Origin of the sequence: Aerococcus mictus (assembly GCF_003286595.3) — a bacterium.
Lineage (GTDB): Bacteria > Bacillota > Bacilli > Lactobacillales > Aerococcaceae > Aerococcus > Aerococcus mictus.
Map to the genome: position 1 here is coordinate 1,629,613 of NZ_CP132985.1, position 25,078 is coordinate 1,654,690.

15 protein-coding genes are annotated in these 25,078 nt (G+C 43.2%); 5 read left to right on the forward strand and 10 right to left on the reverse strand.

The annotated features are described in order from the left end of the window. Positions 1 to 170: 170 nt before the first annotated feature. The gene (locus DBT49_RS07470; RefSeq protein WP_013670067.1) at positions 171 to 1,091 is read right to left on the reverse strand and encodes an L-lactate dehydrogenase; all 921 of its coding nucleotides are present in this window, start codon (positions 1,089 to 1,091) and stop codon (positions 171 to 173) included. Positions 1,092 to 1,252: 161 nt separating this feature from the next. Between DBT49_RS07470 and DBT49_RS07475 the strand changes: the two genes are divergently transcribed. Continuing rightward, entirely contained in the window at positions 1,253 to 1,957 is a 705-nt protein-coding gene (locus DBT49_RS07475; protein WP_070559721.1) for an RluA family pseudouridine synthase, read from the forward strand. 190 nt (positions 1,958 to 2,147) lie between these two features. Here the strand turns inward: DBT49_RS07475 and DBT49_RS07480 are convergent, their stop codons facing one another. Next, a complete protein-coding gene (locus DBT49_RS07480) occupies positions 2,148 to 2,912 on the reverse strand; it encodes an NADPH-dependent oxidoreductase (protein WP_070559719.1) in 765 nt (254 codons plus the stop codon). 161 nt (positions 2,913 to 3,073) lie between these two features. Here DBT49_RS07480 and DBT49_RS07485 point away from each other — a divergent pair, with 161 nt between their 5' ends. After that, a complete protein-coding gene (locus tag DBT49_RS07485) occupies positions 3,074 to 3,673 on the forward strand; it encodes an SOS response-associated peptidase (protein WP_101560576.1) in 600 nt (199 codons plus the stop codon). Positions 3,674 to 3,757: 84 nt separating this feature from the next. Here the strand turns inward: DBT49_RS07485 and DBT49_RS07490 are convergent, their stop codons facing one another. The 3 genes from DBT49_RS07490 to DBT49_RS07500 all read right to left on the reverse strand — a co-directional run bounded on the left by DBT49_RS07490 (position 3,758) and on the right by DBT49_RS07500 (position 7,404). Further along, positions 3,758 to 4,765 (reverse strand): ornithine cyclodeaminase family protein, encoded by a 1,008-nt coding sequence (locus DBT49_RS07490; RefSeq protein WP_070559716.1) that lies wholly within the window; start codon positions 4,763 to 4,765, stop codon positions 3,758 to 3,760. A gap of 129 nt (positions 4,766 to 4,894) precedes the next feature. After that, entirely contained in the window at positions 4,895 to 5,863 is a 969-nt protein-coding gene (locus DBT49_RS07495) for an ABC transporter ATP-binding protein (protein WP_070559714.1), read from the reverse strand. Beyond that, on the reverse strand, positions 5,863 to 7,404 hold the full coding sequence (locus tag DBT49_RS07500) for an ABC transporter permease/substrate-binding protein (protein ID WP_111872416.1): 1,542 nt from the start codon (positions 7,402 to 7,404) through the stop codon (positions 5,863 to 5,865). Before DBT49_RS07500 ends, DBT49_RS07495 begins: the two co-directional genes overlap by 1 nt. Before the next feature lie 278 nt (positions 7,405 to 7,682). On the opposite strand from DBT49_RS07500, the gene DBT49_RS07505 reads away from it, so the two are divergent. Together DBT49_RS07505 and nth are read left to right on the forward strand one after the other, a co-directional pair. After that, positions 7,683 to 9,554, forward strand: a complete 1,872-nt coding sequence (locus tag DBT49_RS07505) for a flavocytochrome c (protein ID WP_070559710.1) — start codon at positions 7,683 to 7,685, stop codon at positions 9,552 to 9,554. Positions 9,555 to 9,888: 334 nt separating this feature from the next. Beyond that, positions 9,889 to 10,551, forward strand: a complete 663-nt coding sequence (gene nth / locus DBT49_RS07510) for an endonuclease III (protein WP_070559709.1) — start codon at positions 9,889 to 9,891, stop codon at positions 10,549 to 10,551. Between the two features lie 137 nt (positions 10,552 to 10,688). Here the strand turns inward: nth and DBT49_RS07515 are convergent, their stop codons facing one another. Together DBT49_RS07515 and DBT49_RS07520 are read right to left on the reverse strand one after the other, a co-directional pair. Then, the gene (locus DBT49_RS07515; protein ID WP_168163201.1) at positions 10,689 to 11,618 is read right to left on the reverse strand and encodes a diacylglycerol/lipid kinase family protein; all 930 of its coding nucleotides are present in this window, start codon (positions 11,616 to 11,618) and stop codon (positions 10,689 to 10,691) included. A gap of 90 nt (positions 11,619 to 11,708) precedes the next feature. Beyond that, positions 11,709 to 12,899, reverse strand: a complete 1,191-nt coding sequence (locus DBT49_RS07520) for an oxidoreductase (protein ID WP_070559705.1) — start codon at positions 12,897 to 12,899, stop codon at positions 11,709 to 11,711. Positions 12,900 to 13,209: 310 nt separating this feature from the next. Between DBT49_RS07520 and DBT49_RS07525 the strand changes: the two genes are divergently transcribed. Then, positions 13,210 to 14,352, forward strand: a complete 1,143-nt coding sequence (locus tag DBT49_RS07525; RefSeq protein ID WP_070559703.1) for an MFS transporter — start codon at positions 13,210 to 13,212, stop codon at positions 14,350 to 14,352. Positions 14,353 to 14,558: 206 nt separating this feature from the next. Here DBT49_RS07525 and DBT49_RS07530 read toward each other — a convergent pair whose 3' ends face one another. The 3 genes from DBT49_RS07530 to DBT49_RS07540 all read right to left on the reverse strand — a co-directional run bounded on the left by DBT49_RS07530 (position 14,559) and on the right by DBT49_RS07540 (position 25,011). After that, positions 14,559 to 22,367 carry a YPDG domain-containing protein gene (locus tag DBT49_RS07530; RefSeq protein ID WP_286048966.1) on the reverse strand — a complete coding sequence of 2,603 codons (7,809 nt, stop codon included), beginning with the start codon at positions 22,365 to 22,367 and terminating at the stop codon, positions 14,559 to 14,561. A 1,075-nt stretch (positions 22,368 to 23,442) separates the two neighbouring features. Further along, a complete protein-coding gene (locus DBT49_RS07535) occupies positions 23,443 to 23,886 on the reverse strand; it encodes a hypothetical protein (protein ID WP_070558409.1) in 444 nt (147 codons plus the stop codon). A 180-nt stretch (positions 23,887 to 24,066) separates the two neighbouring features. Further along, a complete protein-coding gene (locus DBT49_RS07540) occupies positions 24,067 to 25,011 on the reverse strand; it encodes a hypothetical protein (protein ID WP_070558407.1) in 945 nt (314 codons plus the stop codon). Positions 25,012 to 25,078 lie beyond the last annotated feature (67 nt).

The following is a 25,078-nucleotide window of genomic DNA, read 5'->3' on the forward strand; positions in this document are numbered from 1 at the left end:
TGTCCTAGCCTCTTTGTAAGAATGAATGCGCTTGTCACACTCTATTAAAACCTGCTCCAAGCGCAGAGCAAGCGTCCGCTTCAGAAAATGACGACAAATTCTCTGTGAGAATTTTTTCGTCATTTTCTTCCAGCGGTCTTGCTCTCTAACGCGCTTGTCACACTCTATTATTAATCTTCGACTTTAGATTTTTCTTTGATGGTGTCAGCGGAATTTTGTAATTTGGCAAGCTCTTCTTCAGTTAAGTCTAATTGACTTTGTTTAACAATCCCTGCTTTACCAACGATGGCTGGGTATGAAAGATAGGTGCCATATTCTTCACGGTAGTTAGAAACAGGTAATTCTTCATGACTATCAGAAAGAACCGCATCAACTAAGCGGTCAGCAGCTGCTGTAATCCCATAGTTGGTATATTTCTTACCTGAGAAGACCACATAACCGCCATCACGGGTTTCTTGGTCGACGTCTTCTAAGCTGAAGTCGACTTTTTCTAATAGCTTATAAATGCTTTGGCCCATGACTTTAACGGTTGACCAAGCCACAAATTGGGAGTCCCCGTGTTCCCCTAAACTGTAACCTTGGACTGATTTAGGATGAACATCAAATAATTTACCCACAGCCCGTTGTAAACGTGCAGAATCTAACAAGGTCCCGGTTCCGATAACCTTTTCCTTGGCTAGACCGGTAACTTCTTGGTACAAGTTACAAATCGCGTCATTAGGGTTAGTAATGACCACTAAGACCCCAGAAAAGCCTGATTCTTTAATCGTTTGGCCAACTTTTTTCACTTGTTCACGGTTATGTTTTAACTCACCGAAGCGGTCAGGGTTGTCGCCACCAATTAAGCCAATGTTCCCTAAAGCAGAAACAATAACTTCTGCTGATTTGAGGGCTGCTTGATCATTGACATTGATTTTGACGCTGTGGTTTAAGTTACTCATAGCATCTTCAAAGTCTAAGGCATCTGCCTTCACCTTTGCTTCATTGGTATCAAATAGAGTCAATTCATCAACATGGCCATTAAGGATTAATTGATGGGCAACAGTAGACCCAACATTTCCCATTCCAAAAACTGCTACATGACGTGACATCCAATCACTCCTTTCATTTATTGTTACATACTATACCACACTTTTTGACTTTGAAGCGGTAAATTTTCAGAAAATTCTTTCTTTTTGGCCTTTTCTATTCTATGAATTAAAAGCCAATCTAGTATATACTGGTAATTGACTAGCAAGGAAAGGAAGAGATCATGCCGATTCCCATTATTTACGAAGACAACCACCTGCTTATTGTGGAGAAACCAATCAATATGCCGGTCCAAGAAGATGCTAGTGGTGACCTAGACCTACTGTCAGCGCTCAAAGCATTTATTAAGGAAAGGGACCATAAACCAGGTAATGTCTACTTGGCCCTGCTCCACCGCCTGGACCGTCCAGTGGGTGGGGTGATGGCCTTTGGAAAGACCTCCAAGGCCGCTAGCCGCTTATCGGATGATTTTAGAAGGCATAAGGTCAAGCGCGACTACCTAGCTGTGGTTCAAGACCAAAATTTGACTCTAAAAAATCAAGAAACCTGGACTGATTATCTTTATAAGAACCGCCAAAAGAACAAAGTCAGCGTGGTTAATAAGGCCGACAAGCGCGGTAAAAAGGCTGTCCTTGACTACCAATTACTGGAGCAAAGGAAGCAAGTCGCTCTGGTCAGAGTCCGCCTCCACACCGGACGGTCCCACCAAATTCGCGTGCAATTTCAAAGCCGCGAGCACCCACTCTGGGGCGACCAAAAATACGGTCAAAAATATAGTCACAAGGGCCAACAAATCGCGCTCTGGGCCCAGCACTTAAGCCTCATCCATCCCACCAAAAAAGAAACAATGACTTTTACCAGTACCCCACCCCTCAGTAAAGAGCCCTGGAATGTATTCAAAGACCAGTTCACTACTGATGAGGATTGATATTTCATGACGTAAAAAAGAGCACCCCAGCGATGGGGTGCTCTCTTCTTCTTGTGACTGTCGCACTCTCTTTAAACGTGCTCCAGTCACAGGACGAACGTCCATTTCAAAAACTGCCAACGCTCAGACTAGCTGAGCTTATGACAGTTTTCTCCAATGGTTTCATCCTCTATTATGACTGTCGCACTCTTTACTCAATGGGTTGGACGTTGAAGCCTTGTTTGCGTAGGTCTTCGATTAATTCTTCCCGTCGACTTTGCCGGAGGTTGGATTTTTTCACGACTTGTTCATAGAAGGAGTCAACCCGACGATTAGAGTCACGTAAGTCATAGTAAGTGGTCATCTCTTGGTCATAGGCATCCATGATTTCCTTAGCATTGTCTGGATAATGGTAGGTATCTTCAAAGATTCGCATTTCCTTAGGGATCCGAGGCTTCAATTGTGGTTCTTGGTTAGGATGACCAAAGGCCAGTCCTAAAACAGGTGCCGTTAATTCGGGAAGCTGTAGAATATCAATCATGGCCCCCATGTTATTTTGAATGCTCCCCAAAAAGACTGCTCCCATATCTAAGGATTCCACAGCATTATTTACGTTTTGCGCCATCAAAACAGCATCACTATAACCTTGTAAGAAACGTTCTAATTGCTTAGAAGACACCGTATCTGCGTCATGTTCCTTGGCAATTTGAGTATTGCGATACAAGTCAACGATAAAAATCCATAGCTCAGGCGCCCGGGCAACATAGTCTTGATTACATACTTCAGCAATTTGCGCTTTCTTTTCAGGATCTTTGACCCGGATAACGCTAGCATACTGCATCCCAGTTGAAGTTGCGGTATGGATCGCTACCTCTTCTAATTGCGAAATCACTTGGTCACTAATCTGGTCTTCTGTAAATTCACGAATGGTGCGGTGGTTCAATTGTTGTTCAATCAATGAGTTTTGCTTGTTCATCCAAAAACCTCCTTATATACTATATGGTAAAGTTTTGCAATCGACTTAGGCCTTGTCTACTGAAGAAGTTTATTCATTCCTTAGTAAAAACCTACAGTTATCTGAAAATCGCAATAAATTCGAGCTACTTGATTTAAAATAATCATTAAGGAGAAATCAACATGTGCGGTCGTTATGAATTTAATCAGGAAGAAGCCTTACTCAATCACTTCTACCAACGGGCCAATGATCCCGACATCCAAACTGGTACCCTCTACCCTGGCCAGGTTGTTCTCACCCTGAGCGCCAACCCGGACCAGTCAGTTCATGCCCGTGGCATGGAGTGGGGTTATGCAGGTTTTAATAAGGGACAATTATTGATCAACGCCCGTTCGGAAAGTATCACGGATAAGGCAACTTTTCAAGCTGATTTTCACTATCGTCGCTGCCTCTTCCCCATGTCTAGTTACTATGAGTGGACCAAGTACAAAGAACGCTACCGTTTTTCCAGTAATGATATTCTCTATGTGGGTGGCTGTTATCAAAGTCCAAGATCAGATCAAAGCCACCCCCGGGCCGTGCTCATGACCCAAGCAGCTAATCCGCTGGCTCAGGAAGTCCACCACCGCATGCCCTATTTTGTCCAAGCCAAAGATATCCGGTCTTGGCTCAATGACTATGACTTCGCCCGCCACTACCAGGAGTCTAACGCCCAACTCTTCATGGAAAAGGAAACCGATAATAAAAACTTCCGCAACATGACTCTCAACCTTAAAGATTAATAAAAAAGAAAGGCTGCGCAGCCCTCCCTTTAGTCATTTTTTGACCTGAAAGGGAACTGTCGCAGCCTTTTTGTTGACTTATTATTAATAAGGGTTGAAGGAGAAGGTGGAGCCGATATTTTCAGCTTCTGCTTCTTTGGCTAATTGACCAGCAATGGCAATATCTAGCGCACCGATACCAATTGGTACACAGATTGTAATTCCCTTACGTAGGCCTGGTAAGCTTAAACGTCCAGAAGCTAATTGACCAATGGTTGCATCAATATCGTCTTCATCAATAATTGACTTAGTTGCTGCATCCGCTAAAGCGCCACGGTGTAGGGCTTGGCCAATGTGGTCGACAACAATGTGGTCAGAATAGTTAATCAGGTGGTTACCGATTTCATGACCGGATCCAATTGGAATAATGATCGTGTCACCAGAAACGTCTTGGTAGTCGAGTAAGGCTTCTTGTGATTTGGTTGCTGTGATCACGATGTCAGCGTCACAGGCTTCCTTGACATCAGTCACATAGTCAATATCGCCATTCACTAAGTCTTCATGTTCAGCGATAAATTCCTTAACCCCTTTGTCATGGTAGTGCCAGAGGTTAACGTGTTTAATATTAAACCAGTCAGCAATGGCATGGAGTTGCATAGAAGCTTGCATCCCGGTACCGAAGAGGGCTAAGTTAAGGTCAGACCCTTTCTCAAAACCTAGGTACTTAATGGCAACAGCCGTTTGAGCACCAGTTCTGAGGTTAGTAATTAAGGTCCCATCCATCACTGCTTTAAAGGTCCCTAATTGAGGATCGATTAAGAGAATGAGCCCATTAATGTAAGGATAGCCGGCTTCTTTCCGTTTGCCATCGAAACCACCGACCCATTTTAAACCGGCAACATCTAAGCCACCGATATAAGCGGGCATCGCATTCATATACCCTTCATATTCAGGCCAATCACTATTGTTCCCTAGGTCTAAGGTGACCTTGGTTGGGTTCTTCACCCGACGTTCCCCTACCTCTTGAAAGGTTTTTTCGACAATTTCATTCACCTTGTCCATGGTCAACATGTTCTTAATGGTTTCTTGGTCCAATAATCGTGTTTCTGTCATATAACAACTTCCTTTCTATAACAATATCCACTTATATAGTAACAATAATTCAGAAAAAAGTTATAAAAAAGCCCTTGGCCAATTTCAGTGGCTAAGGGTTAGGACAATTTTTGGCTTAAATTTTATCGATTATTTTTTCTCTTCAGCCAGATAAGTAAAGACCTCCGAGCGACTTAAGCGACCAAGACTTTTCCCCTTATGACTAATAAGCACCGCTTCCTCTTGAGCCAGAATCTGGTAGAGGTCAGTCAGCGAGGCTTGGCTATCGACCTGGGGCAGGTCTTTAGCCATTACTCCAACCGCTTCTCCTTTTTTCGCTGGCAAAGCCTGTAAGAGTGAGGCGACTGAAGTCGGTTCTTCTGTCACTAAACTCCCCTGTTTAAAAAAGTGGCGGACAAATTCATTGGCTGGCTTGGCTTTGATATTTCTAGGGCTATCAACCTGGACTAAGCGCCCGGCTTGCATGATGGCGATCCGGTCTCCCAAGCGCAAAGCCTCATCCATGTCATGAGTAACAAAAACAATGGTGGTTTGGATTTTGTGGTGGAGGTCCAGTAAAAGTTCCTGGAGGGACTCCCTAGAAAGTGGGTCTAAGGCGGAAAAAGGCTCATCCATAAGAATTAAAGGCGGTTTAGCAGCTATGGCCCGGCAGATCCCCACCCGCTGTTGTTCACCCCCAGAGAGTTCGTGGGGATAACGTTGGCTATATTTATCGGGATCTAAGCCGACCTGGTCGAGGAGCTCACTAGTCCTGGCCTGCCGTTTCTTTTTAGTTATACCGATCATTTCTGGGATAGTTTCGATATTCTCTTCAACAGTCATGGTGGGAAAGAGAGCAATATCTTGCAGGACATAACCCATTTGCCAGCGCATTTTATTTAAGTTATAGGAACGGATATCTCGCCCCTTAAAGTAAACCCTGCCTGATTCTGGGGGGACTAAACCGTTAATCATCTTTAAGCTGGTGGTTTTCCCACTCCCTGATGGACCTACTAGGACAAAGAATTCCCCGCTAGAAATGGCTAGGTCTAAGTGGTCAACCACTAACTTATCTTGGTAGACCTTGCTCACGGAGTCAAAACGGATAAAATCTTCCATTATTTGCCACCTCCAATCAAGCCTTTGTCAAGCAAGAACTGATGGGCGACCTCTTGGGCTGACTGCCCTTCTTGACTGACCTGGTAGTTCATTTGAATCATTTCTTCCTCCGTAATTATACCGGCTAAGCGGTTCAGGGCTGCTACCACTTGGGGATGGTCCTTGGCATAGTCGACTCTTAGCATGGGTGCCCCTTGGTAGTGGGGAAAGAGACCCAAGTCATCCTCTAAAGCCACCAGGTCGTAGGCTTTGATTTCACTATCAGTTGAGTAACCATCCACCAGGTCGACCTCCCCCTGGGCAATAGCCTGGTAACGTAAGGCTGGTTCCATACTGGAGACTTGGCCAAAGTGCAATTGGTAGAGGGCTTGGATGCCTTGGTAACCGTCTTCACGGTCGATAAATTCTAAGGTGAAGCCCGCCCTTAACTTATCCGCATAGGGCTTTAAATCGGAAATTTTCTTAATCCCCATGGCTTGGGCTTGGTCGCGGCGCATCAGAATCGCATAGGTATTTTCATAGGCCATAGGCTCTAATAAGGTGAGTTGGTATTCTTCTTCCAAGCCCTGTTTAGCCAAGTCATAGGTTTCTTCCTTAGAAAGCTGCCCTGAATGATTAGCCGGCGGATTTTCCAAGAGGCTGCCAAGGATGGTACCAGAAAATTCAGGATAGACATCCACTTCTTGGTGGTCAAGGGCCTCAAAGAGAAAACTGGTCTTGCCAAAATTGGGCTTCAATTCTACTTGAAACTGATCATCTTCAGCTTGAATGAGCTCTTGGTACATGTTGATCAAGATATCCGGCTCACTGCCTAATTTTCCTGCGATCACCACTTTTTGATCAGGGGATTGAACATTTTGGTAAAGATTGACCCCTCCAATCACAAGAAACAGTCCCAAGAGACTAGTTACCACCACCAGAGGACTCTTATTCTGCAAGAACTTAATCAAGGCGGAAAAGGTCAAAGCTAAGAGGGCTGAAGCGATAGCCCCCACTAAGGTTAAGAGGGGTTGGTTACGGTCAATTCCCAAGAGGATAAAAGTTCCCAAGCCCCCGCCACCGATCAGGGCCGCTAGGGTAGCCGTTCCAATAATTAAAACCAGGGCTTGGCGGATGCCAGATACAATGACGGGTAAGGCAATCGGTATCTCCACCTTTAATAAGCGTCGCAGGGGTGACATACCAAAGGCCACCGCCGCCTCTTCGATAGAAGCATCAATCACTGTGAGGCCCACATAGGTATTTTGAAAAATCGGCAGGAGAGCATAAACAACTAAGGCGATTAAGGCTGGCACCGTCCCAATCCCAACTAAGGGAATTAAAAGCCCTAACAGCGCTAATGAAGGAATGGTTTGTAAAACACTGGTGACCTGCAGAGCCCCCTCAGCGATTCGGGGCTGGGTGCGAAGACCAATAGCTAAAGGTATCCCAATGATAAGAGCGATTAATAAGGCGGTTAGGGACAAGCTCAGGTGCTCCCAGCTGGCCGCGAGTAAGTCACTGCCTCGTTCTTGAAAAATACTTCCTAATTCTGCAATCATTTGTCCATCCTCTTACTATGTTTGCTTTTGGTTATTGACTGAAATCGCTCAGGTCTAAGCGACAATTAAGCTCTCATTAGCTTAAATTAAAGGGCAGTAAATAGCAATTTTAAAGCATGGCTTCCAAGCCTGGTTATATAACCGTTCAGTCATCAAAGACTTCTTAAAAAGGCATAGCTAAAGGCAATTAAGCCGAGTGTAAGCGCTGACAAAAATAGGTTGCTTGTGCTATTCTTAAGGTGTCAAGAAAATACCGAAGAGAAAGAAGGAATGCAAACATGAGTGAATTTAAAGAATTAACTTTTAAACCAGGCACCTATCATGTGCGTGCTAATGGACATAACGGCTCCCTCCCCATGACAGTTGAGTTATCTGAACACCGGATCGAAAAAATCGAAGTCGATTCTAGTGGGGAAACCAAGGGAATTGCTAGCCCAGTCTTTACTGAAGTGCCCCAAGACATTATTGCTGGGCAAACTCTAAATGTAGATACCGTTTCGGGTGCTACCGTGTCTAGCCACGGTATTATCGATGGGGTGGCCGACGCGGTTAAAGAAGCCGGCGCTGATCCAGAAGTCTTACGCCAACGGCCTAAGCCTGAAAAAGCAACCGCCCAAGACGAAAGCTTGGAAACGGATGTCGTAGTCGTTGGTGGTGGTGGAGCTGGTTTATCCGCAGCTGCTGCTAGTTTACAAAGCGGTAAAAAGGTCATCCTGTTAGAAAAATTCCCTGTGATCGGTGGGAATACCGTCCGTACCGGTGGCCCAATGAACGCTGCTGACCCTGAATGGCAAAAAGAATTCAAGGCTCTCCCCGGTGAAGACCACACCTTAGAAGAAATTTACAATCTTGATGAAAGTGAAATCGACCAAGAATACTTAGAAGACTTCCGCGAATTAAGAAAACAAATTAAGGCTTACTTAGAGGAAGTCGATGGTAAGGACGAATACCTCTTCGACTCCACCCTCTTACACCGGATTCAAACCTACCTCGGTGGTAAACGGACTGACCTCAAGGGCAACCAAGTCTATGGGAACTACGACCTCGTCAAGACCTTAACTGATAACGTGCTGGACTCAGTCCACTGGTTATCAGACATTGGGGTGGACTTCAACTACAAGAGTGTGGAAATGCCAGTTGGGGCAATGTGGCGCCGTGGTCACCAACCAACTAGTGACAACGGCTATGCCTATGTCAAGAATCTCGAAAAATTCATCTTAGACAATGGCGGCCAAATCATCACTGATGCCCGCGTTAACGAATTACTCGTCGAAGACGACCGTGTCGTTGGGGTGAAAGCAGACCACCAAGGCGCTAGCTTAACCGTTAATGCCAAAGCCGTTGTTCTAGGTTCTGGTGGTTTTGGGGCCAACACCAAGATGCTCCAAGAATACAACACCTACTGGGAACGGATTGACGATGACATTAAAACCTCTAACTCCCCTGCCATCACTGGTGACGGGATTCAATTAGGGGAACAAGTCCACGCTGACTTAGTCGACATGGGTATGATCCAAATGCTCCCAACCTGTGACCCTGAAACCGGAGCACTCTTCACCGGTCTCCAAGTTCCGCCAGCAAACTTCCTCATGGTCAACCAAGAAGGTAAACGTTTCGTTAATGAATTTGGTACCCGGGATGAAATTTCCAAGGCAGCCATCGCTAACGGCAGTCTCTTCTACTTAATCGCAGACGATGAAATTAAGGAGACGGCCTATAATACCAGCCAAGAAAAAATCGACCAACAAGTGGAAGAAGGTACTCTCTACCGAGCTGATACCATTGGTGAATTAGCGGAACAAATTGGGGTTGACCCAAGTGTGCTAGAAGAAACCGTAGCTACCTATAATTCTTATGTTGAAAAAGGGGAAGACCCTGATTTCCACAAGAATGCCTTCGATCTAAAGGTAGAAGTCGCACCATTCTATGCGACCCCACGTAAACCAGCTGTCCACCACACCATGGGTGGCTTGAAGATCGATACCGATGCCCATGTCATCAACCAAGATGGCGAAATCATCAAGGGCTTATACGCTGCTGGTGAAGTAGCTGGTGGTGTCCATGCCGGTAACCGTTTAGGTGGTAACGCCTTAGCTGATATCTTTACCTATGGCCGAATCGCCGGTAAGAACGCCAGTCAAGAAGCCTAGCTAAAAAACCTCTAAAAACATAACGACTAAAAAGGCTGAGTGTGACAAGTGCGTCAAAGAGCAAGACCGCTGGGAAAAAAAGGTATTAAAATTCTCAAAGAGAATTTAGCGCCTTTTTCTGAAGCGGACGCTTGCTCTGCGCTTGGAACACGTTTTGTTAAGAATACTTGTATCAAATACTAAGGCTGAGTACAAAAGTGCTCAGCCTTTTTCGATTGCAATGGTTAACCCAGCGAATTCCCGCTAGTCATGGTAAAGTATAGTTATCGCTAGCAAAATTTTCTTTCAAAGGGGAAGAATTTCTTGCTGAATTCCACTAAGAAAGGTGACCCTTATGTTATCTGACCAAAATGCCTATTATCTTCTCCAAGAGATGATTAAATTTTATCCCCATGTGACTACTGAATTAAACTATGAGACCAATTTCCAATTGCTGATTGCTGTGATTCTCAGCGCCCAATCGACTGACCAAGGAGTCAATAAAGTCACTGCCAAATTATTTAGGGACTACCCCACTGCCGAGAAGATGGCCCAAGCCAGTCCTAAAGACTTGGAACCCTATATCCAGCCCATTGGCCTCTATAAAAATAAGGCCAAATACATCCAAAAGGCTGCCCAACAAATTATTGAAGATTTCAACGGCCAGGTTCCTAAAGACCGTAAAGCCATTGAAAGCATTTCTGGCGTCGGGCGTAAAACGGCTAATGTAGTCCTGAGTATCGCCTATGATGTGCCTGCCTTTGCGGTGGATACCCATGTTCAAAGAGTCTGCAAGCACCACCGCATCGTTGACCAAGATGCCAGTGTGAAAGAGGTCGAAAAGCGGGTCACTGACTTACTCGATGAATCCCAATGGCGCCAAGCCCACCAAGCTTTAGTGCGCTTTGGCCGCTATATCTGTACCGCTAGAAAACCGCAATGCTACGCCTATGAGCAATTATTTCACCTCCCTGACCCCAGTGAGGAAGATCTACTTCCTAAAGCAGGCGAAAAATAATAATCAATTAAAAAGCGAGCAGGTCCAGCAAATGGTCCGCTCGCTTTCTTGTACCCCCACTAAGGAAGTCAGTACTTTTTTAATTTGATAGTTACTTTTTATGTTTCCTAGTCTCATTCGAGGCCAATAAACTGCTCTTAAAGATAAAAATCTTGCTGACCTTGCCAGACCCGGACAGGATATTGATCAATCATTAAACTTTCCCCGTCGACTTGGCTAATCATTGGACTATCAATCTCCACTTCAACCAATTTCCCGCTTAAATGAGTCATATAAGGAGAGGACTCTTGCTGGTGACTGATAAAAATACGGTAGAGGAGGTCTACAATCGCCAGGGGGTTAATATCATGAATAACAATGGCCGATACTTGGCGGTCCTTGATTTTTTCCAAGGGGTAGAGATGAATGCCCCCGCCAAAGTAAGGGTTATTCATAAAGACCACCAAGGCACAGCGGTCAAAATGATAGGGCCGGCCATCGATCTTCAAGTGGCAATTAAAAAGTGACAACCGGGGTAAGCTTTGAAAGAGCCCCACGATATAACGTAATTTATTGCCCCAGGGCTTACGAAAGATTCCCTGACTTTCTTTGAGCTTGATGGCTTGCTCAATGACGACACCATCAAAACCCAGCCCTAAACTATTGACCAAAGACCGTCTGCGTCCCTCTTGGCCCAATTGATAGTGGTAGATGGGCAGAGTTTGAGGGGATGATCCTTCCACTAAAGGGGCTAGATAGTCAGACAAGCTGCTTTTATCCTGCTGGAAATAGCGTGAGAAATCATTGCCTGAACCCGCTGGTAAATAGGTCAGGGGAATGTCGACTTGCTTAGCTTGGAGGACGGCGACTAGTTCATGGAGGGTCCCATCGCCACCAATCACCAAGAGGCGGCTCTCCTTTTGAAAATTATCCAGGAGCTCTGGTACTAAGTCAAAGATATGGCCCGGATAAGCGGTAGTATGCACGCGATAGCCCTGCTGGTGGTCATCAAGATAAGCTTGAACCTGGTCCAGTACTTCCCTTCCCCGGCCTAATCCAGCCTCTTCATGGCAAATAATTTCAATCACAGTCATGTCCCCTTTTTGTCTAATGAGTCCTTGGCTTGCTCCTTGCCGTCCTTCTCTCTTGGTCTTTGACCAGCTTATAAAAGCTGACGACTAATAGCCCTCGCGGTAATAGTCGTCTCCCTTATAGAGATCATGCAGATAGTAAATCGATTCACGACCTGGCATTTTCAGTGGCATTTGTGGGTCTGAGAAGAGGGTTATCAAAGCGGGTGGGAGTTTGGAAATTTTCACTTGTTCTGGTGAAATGGCAGTAACAATTTCATCGCCGCGACCTTCTAAAATTTTCTTTCCAAATTGAGGATCAATCAAAGTTCCCCGGCCGACTGCTGCTAGATCAGCATAGTTCAGGGCATCTTGGGCCTTTTCTTCATCTGTAATCCCCCCAACGACAATCAACTTCACCTCGTCAGGCAAGACTTGACGGTAAAATTGGGAGTAAGTCTTATCTTGACCAGCGGGTTTGCCCTTATAGTTTAAGTTAGAAACATGGATATAGTCAAAATCATAATCCTTACCTAAATCTTCCACTAGGCGGGTAGAATCTTCATAGGTGTAACCCACATTGTCCCCGTGAATTTCTTCTGGACTGATCCGGTAACCAATAATGAAGTCAGCAGGGGCTTCTTTTCTAACCACTTCAAAGACCGCATCATTGACTTCGCGAATAAAGCGTGTCCGGTTTTCATAGGAACCGCCCCACTTATCGGTCCGTTGGTTGGACCATTTGGAGAAGAATTGTTGGTGGAGGTAGTGGTTAGCCCCATGGATTTCTACCCCATCAAAACCGGCTTTAATGGCGCGGCGGGTAGCTTCTCCAAAGGCCTTAATGGTCGCATCAATTTCTTCTTCAGTGATTTCTTGGACTGGATAGTCTAAGAAAGAAAAGTCAATGGCACTCGGCGCTAAGGCGCGACCCCCGTGGCGGGCAGGGAAATTGGATTCCCGGCCGGAGTGGTTCAATTGAATAACAGCCTTGTTACCTTTTGCTTTGAGGCTTTTGGCGATTTTACTTAAGCCTTCGATGTGGTCATCACTTTGGATCCCTAACTGCTCCTTGTTGGCTGCCCAGGTATGGGAAGGACCACCATCCTTAATCACATAGCAATATTCGACAATCACCAATCCAGCTGATTCTGAACGCGCTGCGTAATAGTCTAGAGTGTCTTGACTGACAAAACCTTCGCTCAATCCACTATTAGTTAACATTGGCGGTTGGACAATCCGGCCCTTTAATTGAGCCCCGTGCCGCAAAGTAACGGTATCAGTTAATTTTTTAGTCATAGTAAGTATCCTTTCGCTAGCAAGCCATTTTTTAATAATTCTTATTGAACCAAAAAGAAACGGCCTGTTTTGTTTTTTTCCTTTGGACATTATTTTAGCAAAATTCGCTAAAATTTCCAGAAAATGATGAATTTTACTTCTGTTCAATCGTGAACATTGATTAACTAGGCAAAAAATTCGCTATTCCTAGTCCCTTTTATTGGGAGGAATTCTCAATTCTTTTGGCTTAAATTTTCTTTTATCCCCCTACTTTCGTGATATGATAGCAATGGTTATATAAAATTTTATTAATAAAAGAAAGGACTGTTTTATGAGTACTAAGCAACTTCCTTGGAAAAATTTATTGATACTAGCTTTTATCGCTTGTATTGCCATGATTTCAGAATTACTGCCTTCAGGATTCTTGCAAGAAATGGCCAGTGCTTTTAACGTGCCTTTAGGACGAATGAGTCTCTTTATTGGGACCTATGCCATTATGTCGGCCGCAGTCGGTATTCCCATTACCCGGGCCTTTTCACAGGTCAACCGGAAAACCTACTTGCTATGGGTCTGTGGCTTCTTCGCTGTCAGCAATTTATGCATTGCTTTTGCTCCCAACTTTCTCATCGCCTTTTTGGCACGGATTATCGCCGGAGCAGCTGCGGGAGCACTCTGGGCTATGTTAGGATCTTACCCTATTGGCTTTTTACCCTTGCACTTAGCAGGACGTGGGACTGCCATTGTCCTAGCGGGAGTGACTTTTGGATTGAGTGTCGGCCTACCTCTAGCAACGCTTTTTGCTAAGGCCTTTGGTTGGCGGATGGGATTTGTTTTAATTACGCTTTTATTTATTGCCTCCGCTCTCCTTGGTTTGAAACTCTTTCCTCCAGTAGATGGTGAAGAATACAATGCTGATAACAACTACGGCAAGCTCTTAAAAAATAAGGGAATTTTGATTGCCAGTTTGGCAACGATTCTAATCGTGATGGCCCAATATATTTCTTACATTTTTATCCAACTCATTGCCCAAACAGCAGGCATTGCCGTGGCCTCTGCCCAAGCGGCCTTTGGGGTTGGCGCCCTTCTATCGATCGGCATTGTCGCCCGCTTTATTGACCGCTATCTCTTCAAGTTAACCCTAGCCATTTCGGCTCTAACCGCCATCGCCATTTTTATCTTAGTGGTTAACGTCCCTAGTCCCTTGATTAATTACCTGGCCTTCGCCCTCTGGGGATTAGGCTTTGCGCCGATGACGACCCTCCTGCAAACCGCAACCACTAAACAAGTTGACCATGGCAAGGCCTTAGCCAATTCTGTCAGCGCGACTTCCTATGACTTAGCCATCATGCTGTCTAGTTTACTGGGCAGTATAACCATCGCTTCGCTCGGGCTCAGCGGAACGCTTTGGATTTCCATTGGATTTGCCTTAGCTGTCTTCTTTTTGGTTTTCTTTAACCATAAATATTTTACCTAATGCTAGCGATTCATGCCTATAGATAACTATTCCTTATGGTGTTGGGTGAAGCCTTCTGCTCGCTCAACACCTTTTTATTACCAAAATTAAAAACCGATCTCCCCTAGCTAATCAGAAATCTAGCTAGGAGAAATCGGTTTTCTTTTAAGCTTTTTTCACATCAAGTGATTGGTTGGTAAGAATTATCTAGTGATGGTTAAAAGCTTTTATTTGTTTTTCCGTTTGCTTGGAAGGGCTAGGATTGCTCCTGCGGCAACTAACAAGAGTTCCAAGGCTACTGGTGCTGCAACCACACCGGTCTTAGGTAGGCTGGTGTTGGCATTTTCAGTTTGAGCGGCTTTTTTAGTTTGACTTTCTTTCTCTTCCACTCGGCTGAGCTTTGGACTTGCTGTAGCAGCGCTTTGACTGTCTTCCTTAGCAATGGTTTCAGTAGAATGATCAGTCTTTGCTTGTTGACTGTGATCAGTTACTGTAGTTTGACTTGGTTGTTGACTGTGATCAGTTTCTTGACTTGGGTGATCGTTGTCCTCTGTCTTAGGAGCAGCAGGATGGCTAGGTTCAAGACTTGGGCTAGCTGGTTTTGGACTTGAAGGACTTGGTAGTGGTGAAGTTGGGATTTCATCCACAATCACTTCTCCTACTTTTGAAACCTTCTTATCCTTGCCTTGAGCAATAGCGGTAATCTTGTCCTTAGCTTTCAGTGTAACTCCATCAGGAACTGGAACAAGGAAATTGCCGTCTTTATCAGCAGTGACTTCAACTGGCTTATCTAGACCTGGAATCGTCACAATAACCTTAGCGAAGGCTTCTGTCTTACCACTGATTTGCTTGTCGCCTTCCTTCACTTTATCGAAGACTGGTGGCAAGGTGGTTTCACGTTCAGCAAAGACTTTATCTTTTTCGATGAGGTCTTTAGTGCCATCTGGGTAGGTGAAGATCGCATTGCCGTCCTTATCGATAGTGATGACCGTGTCCTTAGGTAGATCTTTATTAAAGTCTTTCAACGATTTGACTGCTTGGTCTTGTTCTTCCTTAGTGATCTTATTCAAGTCATCCACCAAGGTAATCACTGGTTTAGGTGTGTATTTTTGACTTTGATCGCTGACAGTGACTTTAGCTTCCACAGTGTCTGTGGTCCCGTCTGGGTAAGTTACTTTCACTGGTACAGTGATCACATCGCCGTCTTTGGCGCCTTCTGGAACCTTCACAGTTAAGCTACCGTCTGGGTGGACAGTCACGCCTTCTGGGGCGTCTTTACCAAGTTCGTACTTGGTACCTTCTGGGGCTGGAGTGGTCTTGCCATCTTTATCGGTAAAGTTTGGTTTTTCCACTGGCACTTCTTGGCCTGGGGTACCGGTCTTATCGCCGTACTTAGGTTCAACTTTTTGACTTTGGTCAACGACAGTCACTTTAGCTTCCACAGTATCAGTAGTGCCATCTGGGTAGGTTACTTTAACCGGAACAGTAATCACGTCACCATCTTTAGCGCCTTCTGGAACCTTCACGGTTAAGCTACCATCTGGATTCACTGTCACACCTTGTGGAGCGTCCTTGCCAAGTTCATACTTAGCCCCTTCTGGAGTCTTAGTTGGGTTGCCGCCTTTGTCGGTGAAGTTTGGTTTTTCTACCTTAGCCTCTTTACCCGGGGTGCCGGTCTTGTCGTCATATTTAGGTTGAACCTTTTGACTTTGATCAACGACGGTCACTTTAGCTTCCACAGTATCTGTAGTGCCATCTGGGTAGGTTACTTTAACCGGAACAGCAATCACGTCGCCGTCTTTGGCGCCTTCTGGAACTTTAACACTTAAGCTACCGTCTGGGTTGACAGTCACGCCTTGTGGGGCATCCTTGCCAAGTTCGTACTTAGTACCTTCTGGAGTCTTAGTTGGATTGCCGTCTTTGTCGGTGAAGTTTGGCTTATCTACCTTAGCTTCTTTACCCGGGGTGCCGGTCTTGTCGTCATATTTAGGTTGGACCTTTTGACTTTGGTCAACGACGGTCACTTTAGCTTCCACAGTATCTGTAGTGCCATCTGGGTAGGTTACTTTAACCGGAACAGCAATCACGTCGCCGTCTTTGGCGCCTTCTGGAACTTTAACACTTAAGCTACCGTCTGGGTTGACAGTCACGCCTTGTGGGGCATCCTTGCCAAGTTCGTACTTAGTACCTTCTGGAGTCTTAGTTGGATTGCCGTCTTTGTCGGTGAAGTTTGGCTTATCTACCTTAGCTTCTTTACCCGGGGTGCCGGTCTTGTCGTCATATTTAGGTTGGACCTTTTGACTTTGGTCAACGACGGTCACTTTAGCTTCCACAGTATCTGTAGTGCCATCTGGGTAGGTTACTTTAACCGGAACAGCAATCACGTCGCCGTCTTTGGCGCCTTCTGGAACTTTAACACTTAAGCTACCGTCTGGGTTGACAGTCACGCCTTGTGGGGCATCCTTGCCAAGTTCGTACTTAGCCCCTTCTGGAGTCTTGGTTGGGTTGCCATCTTTGTCAGTGAAGACTGGTTTTTCAACTGGAACTTCTTGACCTGGAGTTCCTGTCTTTTCACCATACTTAGGTTCCACTTTTTGACTTTGGTCAACAACAGTGACTTTAGCTTCCACAGTATCTGTAGTCCCGTCTGGGTAAGTTACTTTCACTGGAACAGTAATCACGTCGCCATCTTTGGCCCCTTCTGGAACCTTAACATTTAAGCTACCGTCTGGGTTGACAGTCACACCTTGTGGTGCGTCTTTTCCTAATTCGTACTTCGTACCTTCAGGAACCTTGGTTGGCTTATTGTCCTTGTCAGTAAAGTTTGGTTTTTCTACTGGAACTTCTTGACCTGGGGTGCCGGTCTTGTCCTCGTACTTAGGCTCTACCTTTTGACTTTGATCCTTAACCGTCACTTTGGCGTTGACAGTATCTGTAGTCCCATCTGGGTAGGTTACCTTAACCGGAACAGTGATCACGTCGCCGTCTTTAGCGCCTTCTGGAACCTTAACACTTAAGCTTCCGTCTGGGTTGACGGTTACTCCTTGTGGAGCGTCTTTTCCTAATTCGTACTTCGTACCTTCAGGAACCTTGGTTGGCTTATTGTCCTTGTCAGTGAAGTTTGGTTTTTCTACTGGAACTTCTTGACCTGGGGTGCCTGTCTTGTCGTCGTACTTAGGTTGAACTTTTTGACTTTGGTCAACGACGGCAACTTTGGCATCAACCGTATCGCTTGTGCCATCTGGGTAAGTGACTTTCACTGGGACTTTCACTTCAACGCCATCTTTGGCATTTTCTGGAATCTTCACATCTAGACTACCATCTGGGTTCACAGTAACTGGAACCTCAATATCTGAACCATCTTTGGCACCATTTGGAACTTTGACAGTAAGGGTGCCGTCTTCTTTGACTGTCACACCTTCTGGTAATTTGTCCTTGTCTAGAGCTGTATAGCTTGTTTTTTCAGGTTCATTAGTTGGATTGCCGTCTTTATCTGTAAAGCTTGGTTTGGAAACTTTCTTCGTTTCGCCTGGTTTCGCTGTTTCAGGTGTGTAAGCTGGTTCTACCTTTTGGCTTTGGTCGACAACAGTGACTTTGGCGTTAACGGTATCCGTTGTGCCGTCTGGGTAAGTGACTTTCACTGGGACTTTCACTTCAACGCCATCTTTGGCATTTTCTGGAATCTTCACATCTAGACTACCGTCTGGGTTCACAGTAACTGGAACCTCAATATCTGAACCATCTTTGGCACCATTTGGAACTTTGACAGTGAGGGTGCCGTCTTCTTTGACTGTCACACCTTCTGGTAATTTGTCCTTGTCTGGCGTTGTATAGTTTGTTTTTTCAGGTTCATTAGTTGGATTGCCGTCTTTATCTGTAAAGCTTGGTTTGGAAACTTTCTTCGTTTCGCCTGGTTTCGCTGTTTCAGGTGTGTAAGCTGGTTCTACCTTTTGGCTTTGGTCGACGACGGTAACTTTGGCATCAACCGTATCGCTTGTGTCATCTGGGTAAGTTACCTTAACAGGAACCTTCACTTCAATGCCATCTTTGGCATTTTCTGGAATCTTCACATCTAGACTACCGTCTGGGTTCACAGTAACTGGCACCTCAATGTCAGAACCATCTTTGGCACCATTTGGAACTTTGACAGTAAGGGTGCCGTCTTCTTTGACAGTCACACCTTTTGGCAAGTCTTTTGCATCTTTGTCTGGAGCTGTGTACTTAGCGTCTTTGGGTTCATCTACTTTTTGACCATCTTTACCTGTGAAGCTTGGTTTCGCAACTTTCTTCGTTTCGCCTGGTTTCGCTGTTTCAGGTGTGTAAGCTGGTTCTACCTTTTGGCTTTGGTCGACAACAGTGACTTTGGCGTTAACGGGATCCGTTGTGCCGTCTGAATAGGTTACTTTCACTGGGACTTTCACTTCAACGCCATCTTTGGCATTTTCTGGAATCTTCACATCTAGACTACCATCTGGGTTCACAGTAACTGGAACCTCAATATCTGAACCATCTTTGGCACCATTTGGAACTTTGACAGTGAGGGTGCCGTCTTCTTTGACTGTCACACCTTTTGGCAAGTCTTTTGCATCTTTGTCTGGAGCTGTGTACTTAGCGTCTTTTGGTTCATCTACTTTTTGACCATCTTTATCTGTGAAGCTTGGTTTCGCAACTTTCTTCGTTTCGCCTGGTTTCGCTGTTTCAGGTGTGTAAGCTGGTTCTACCTTTTGGCTTTGGTCTTTTACAGTGACTTTGGCTTCCACAGTGTCTGTGGTCCCGTCTGGGTAAGTGACCTTCACTGGGACAGTGATCACATCGCCGTCTTTGGCGCCTTCTGGTACCTTAACAGTTAAGCTACCGTCTTTGTTGACAGTCACGCCTTCTGGAGCGTTTTCGCCGCGTTCGTACGTCGTACCTGCTGGTTCCGTAGTTGGATTGTTATCTTTGTCGGTGAAGTTTGGTTTCTTTACGGTAACTTTCTCACCTGGAATACCGGTCTCGTCTTTGTACTTAGGTTCGAGTTGTTTAAGGACTTGAGCGGTAAATTCCTTATCTTCGGTAATTTCTTTACCGACTTGGTCATATTTATCGTAAGCCCAAGTTGTGGTTTCATTAGCAGAAGGTTTGTGATAGTTAACCTTATATTTATCATCGGCAGAAACTTTTGGCAGGGCAACTTTTTGCTCTTTACCATTCTTGTCCTTGCCCACTAAGTTCGCGCCATTCTCTGAAATTTTGACGCCCGCTTTTGGATTGACGAAGTAAACCTTATCAGCATCCGCTTGGTCTAATTTGCCGCCTTCAACATCCTTAAAGGTCACCTTAACATAACCGTCAGGCTTGCCTTGTCCGGAGTCAGCTGGAATGATTTCATCAATTTTTCTATAGACAAGTTCTAGGGTTGCATTCTTTTGTGGATTGAAGTTTTGGTTTTGGCCATTTACTTGTGGTTTTTCGAAGACATAACCAACAAATTTAGGTGCTGAGAAGTCTTTTTGCCCTGCGTATTCGATGACTCGAGTATCGCGTTTACCTTTAATCTCACTTGGATACTTGTCTTCAGCTTCTGCTCTAAACTTAGGATCAATATCCTTGCCATCACTTGTGACATATCTCACGTTGGCGTAACTTGGACGTTGAACATGGATGAGATAAGGAATAGGTGTTGGCTTGTCTTCACCTGGTAAGGTCACATTGATCGTTCCCTCGACATCCTTCTCTTCAGCATCTGCTGGCGCCTTGTAGGTGATTTTACCGGTCTTTGGATCCACGGTTAAACCATTTGGATTGCTTACGCCATCTCCACTTGGCAATTCAAATTTTGTACCTTCAGGGAATTTGTAGTTAGGGTCATCCTTCTTACTTGGTGTGATCTCTAAGGTCTCTGTGTCCCCTGCTTGAACGGTTTTTACTGGATAACTTGCAGTTACCAAAGGCGCTGATTTCGTGAATTTGACTGTCGTCTTGCCGTCTTTTTCTTTAGAGTTTGGATCTTTAATACGGATGGAAATATTACCTGATTGGTCAACCGTAATGTCATCATCAGATAGGCCAAGTGCCTTGTTGCGTTCCTCTATCTTGGCTTTGATGGACGCGATTTCATTTGGGTTTAAGTTAGCAGGATCTTTGACCAGGGTTTCCTTGATCTTTTCAGAGTAATAGATAGCAGTTGCTACGAATTCATTAGAAATATTCTCTTCATTGAAGCGGTCACTATCCTTATGCTTATCAGCAATGGCTCTACCGGTAAAGTTTTGGATCCCAATTTGATGTTTTAATCCTGAAGCATCGAATTCTTCGGTGATTCTAGCCTTAACAGCTGCCCGTACTTGTGCATCAGTGGTCCCTTTTGGATCGTCTGGAGAGTTGAGTGCATATAACTTTTTGTAGTCAACTCCTGCTGCGTTTTCAAGTTCTTCAGGAGTAATCTTTTCTGTGTCTAAATTCTTAATGATTGTGCCATTTTTAGTCCGTAAGACGCGAACCCTATAAACATTGGTGAAGGATTGGAAGTAATCTTGGGGTTTGTCGGCGTGACTACCAATACCATATTTCCCCCAAATCTCATATTTCCCATTTTTGCGAGGTTCGTTGTTCGTATTATTGTAAGTCCCCGAAAGTACTAGGAACTTATTGCCATCTTTGTCTTTTTGAATGGCATATTTAAATTTAGAAGGATATCCCTTCTTTTTAATCCCAGTCCCATTAGCACCCCAAAGGTCTTTATATTCCTTGTCATTTCTTACTGGAACCTTAATAGGATTGGTCAGTGGATAAGCTTCCTTCTCACCCTCTTTTTGGAAGACTAAGATATCCTTCACAAAACCAAAGTTAGAAATAAAATAATCCCGGGGAATTACCGTAGAAAAGTCACCTTCAGTAATTGTTAGATTTCCCTTGTCATCTACAGAATATTTGGGATCCTTTAAGCCTAGGTTAGTATTAACTGCCTTAAAGTCATTAATAATTTTATTCTTCTCTTCTTCAGTTAGAGTGTAGTTGTTTGGATCAGCGACATTCAATTTTCCTGCATTATGGGAAGAGTGGCTGGAACGCACATGATCATCTTTTTTATAATAGTCTTTCTTATCAGGCTTAGAATGTGGCGTTTCAATTTTAGTTAAGTCTTTTTCCCATGACGTATAGGATGGTCTGAAATAAAGGGCTCTTACCTTGATCGTCTTGCTTACATTTCCTTGTTTCAAAGTAACTATAACGTCACCACTATTTTCAACCCGAGCTGGACCTCCTGTCTTAGCAAGAGCTTGGTTAAAGGAAGCCTTGTCGACGGTATAAGTAACGTCATCACCTAATCCCTTATCTTTAAGAGCTTCCTTGACAAAGTCAGCGATTGCTGCTGGAGTTGTCGCATTTTTATCTTCATTGAAGTAATCATGTGAGAAGATCCCCGCATATTCTGGTAATTGTACCTTATCTAACGAGGTATAGGTAACGGCTGAATCCCCCTCATAATTCACGGCCCGAACTTCAGAATTTTCGGAAGCTGCATCCTGTTTGGGGGCAGATTTTTCTTCTCCCTTTTCGGGTTGAGCAACATCTTTTGCAGGTTTTTCAGCCTGTGGAGAAGCTGCCTTCTCTGCATTACTTACTTTATTCTCTTTTTCGTCAGATACTGGTTGAACTTCAGCTGTGGGCTCAGCTTTAGCAGGTTTTGTCGCTTCTGCTTGAGCCGTGTCTGCTTGACCAGTTTGGGCTGGTTTTACCGCTTCTGGCTGAACTTCAGCTGGCTTGTTGCTTGCTTGTGTATTGGAAGCAGGCGTTTCAGCGTGGACAGCTTCAGGTTGTACTGGACTATTCTTATTTTCTTTTGCATTCTCATCGACAACAGTAGCAGAACTTGGTAGCGTGTCAGCAGCTTGGAGTTCTGCGGCTTGGACAATAGCCCCTTGGCCTAGAAAACTCAATCCTACCGATACAGCTACTGAAAATACACCTATTTTAAGATTCTTGATAGCATAGTGATAGTTCCGTTGACTACGCTTACGTATCTGCTCATGTTGATTATTTTTACTTAACATAAACATTCCTCTTTTTAATAAATAATATTTTCTAACATGTTAGCGCTATTATTATAAAGGATTTTTAGCATATATTCTATAATAATTTTTCTTTTTAATAATTATAATAAAATATATGTAAATATACAAAATTGTTTTTCTTTAAATATTATTTTACAAATTTATAAGGGATTTTTTAGTAAGTAGTCATTCTTCCGATAAAATCAATAAAATCCGCTCTCCCACAGCTACTATTTACTAGCTGAGAGAAAGCGGATGTTATGAAAAGATTTGAGAATTTTCTACAAATTAGAAATTATATTATTTATAAGCGATCGCTAGCTATCTATAACTTATAAATAAACTCTAGTAGAATGATATTTATTTTTAATGATGCCGTTTCAGAAGATAATATTTCTTCTCTAGTTTCCTTAAAGTCAACCGTATCACGTCTATTTTCCATGCTCTGATTATTAGTCATGAGTCTACTACTCAATCGATTTCCAACCAGTTTAATTGTCTCAGTGAGCTTTCTGATCTCAATCTTGTTTCTTTTAGGCTTCTATTATTGGAACCGATTAAGTACCATGACCAAATAAAAACTGAAAAAGCTTCTCAACCAGTTAAAATCGTTGAGAGGCTGCTTTTGTTATGACGTAATTCTTTACCTTCAAAACTAATGGCGTGAATTTGGTGTGAAAAGTGGTGTGAATTTTGAAAAAAGGGCAAGAAAAAACACCCCATGGCGTGAACCATGAAGTGTTGTAAATGCTGTAATGACGCCAATTCTAACGTTTGGAGAATTGAGGTGCCTTACGCGCTTTCTTAAGACCTGGTTTGAAGGGCTTCACTTTCAATAAATTTCAAAAGCCCATAATATCAAGGTTTTTTCGACTTTTTAGCAACAGAAGTTTCATGTAATTTGAACTAATTACTTTTCAATGGTGTGAATTTTAATCTAAAATTATACGAATTGAGCTAGTAAATATCAAAATTTCACACCATTTATTATAATTTTATTATCATTTTTTTCTATACCCTTACAACTATAAAGTATAAAAAGCCTCCACTAAGGAGGCCTTTTATATTTTTATAATTATTTTACTTTAGTGAATTCAACATTTTTATAGAAACTGTTAGCAAGTGAAAGACCTAAGTTTTCTTCACCAGAAACAGAACTAATTGAATTTATTGTGAAGGATTTTTTATCTTTTGATAAATCAGCAGTAATTTTCATATCTCCGAATGTCATGATCAATTGATTGTCTGAAATTTCGTATGTTCCTTCTTCATCACTTTCTTTCGATGAACTCTCAGTCTCTTTCTCAGAAGATGAATTCTCAGCTTCTTTTTCAGAGGCGTCATTCGCAGCTCGCTGGGTTACTTTGTCTCCGCGAAAATTAAAAACAATTTCTGATTTTGCTCCAAAGCCGAAATTAACTACCCCAGAATAATCACCACTAAGTCTATTTAAGCCACAAGCAAATAAAAAAATACAGCAAACCAATGCAAACAAACTAAATTTTATTCTTTTTTTCATGAAAACACTTCCTGTCGTATAATAATATATTTAATTATTAGTGATAGAATATATTCCTTTCTACAAAACTTATATTTTACTAGTAGATCTATGTAATTTTTTATAATAAAAAAATGCGATTATTTACAGAAATCTGCTCCAACTTTTGGGAGTCAGAGCAATACTTATATTATATAAACATTACTTTATATCATTTTTTTCAGGATCAACCATATATTTAATTTTATCAGGACCTTTTACAGTATTACCTCTTGCTCCATAAGCAAACTCTATATCAATTTCTCTACTTTCACCAGGTTTTAGATATTGTACATTTACAGGATTTTCATTAATTTGTCCTTCAGGAGTTATACTGTCTAAATCGAAAATAAGCTGGGATAAATATTTGTCAGTAGTATTAGTAAGCGTTGCTACCTTTTTTTCATGATTTATGTCAAGTTTAAAATCTTTCGCATAGGCAACATGAGGAACATAATTCTTCTCTGCGGATTCTTGTGAATAATAAATGTTGGTTTGATCTATCGCTAATTTACAATCTTCTGCTTTAAATTCCTTTGGCGCACGAGTTATCGTAGTACTCATTTGATAGTGACGCGTCTCTTTGGGCTTTAAATAAGCAATCTTATTATCCACCAGTACGTCTCCATTTTTTGCATCTTCTTCAGTTTGGCCAAACCTAAGAAAGTTTTGTTCTCCATTTTCCATAACTTCTCCATAGTCATCTTTCTTGGGAACCCCCAGAGTAAAACTAAAACTTAAAGTATGATCACTCGTATTGCTTACAGAGAACTGAATAGTATTAACAGAATATCCTTCCGGCTTTTGATCACTAGAGACTAATTTAATAGGAGAAAATTCGACGAGATTATTAGGATCTTTATCATCAACAGCATCTTTTTTTATTTCAGTTGTTTGCTCTTCTGTTGTTCCTTCTTCTGTTGTCTGTCCTTCTATTGTTTGCTCTTGTTTTACTTTATCTTGGGCTGTTTGCTCCTGTTTTGGCAATTCTTCAGTTTCATTTTTCGAGTTTAAATTCCCACATCCACTTAGGAAATTAAATGCCAATACAGTAACAAAAACAATTTTTATAGCTTTTGATTTTTTTAGAAATTGAAACGTAAACATCTCTTTACTTCTCCCATCCGTGTATAAGATATCATTTGGTATATAGTAGCTTATAGCTCAGTATAGA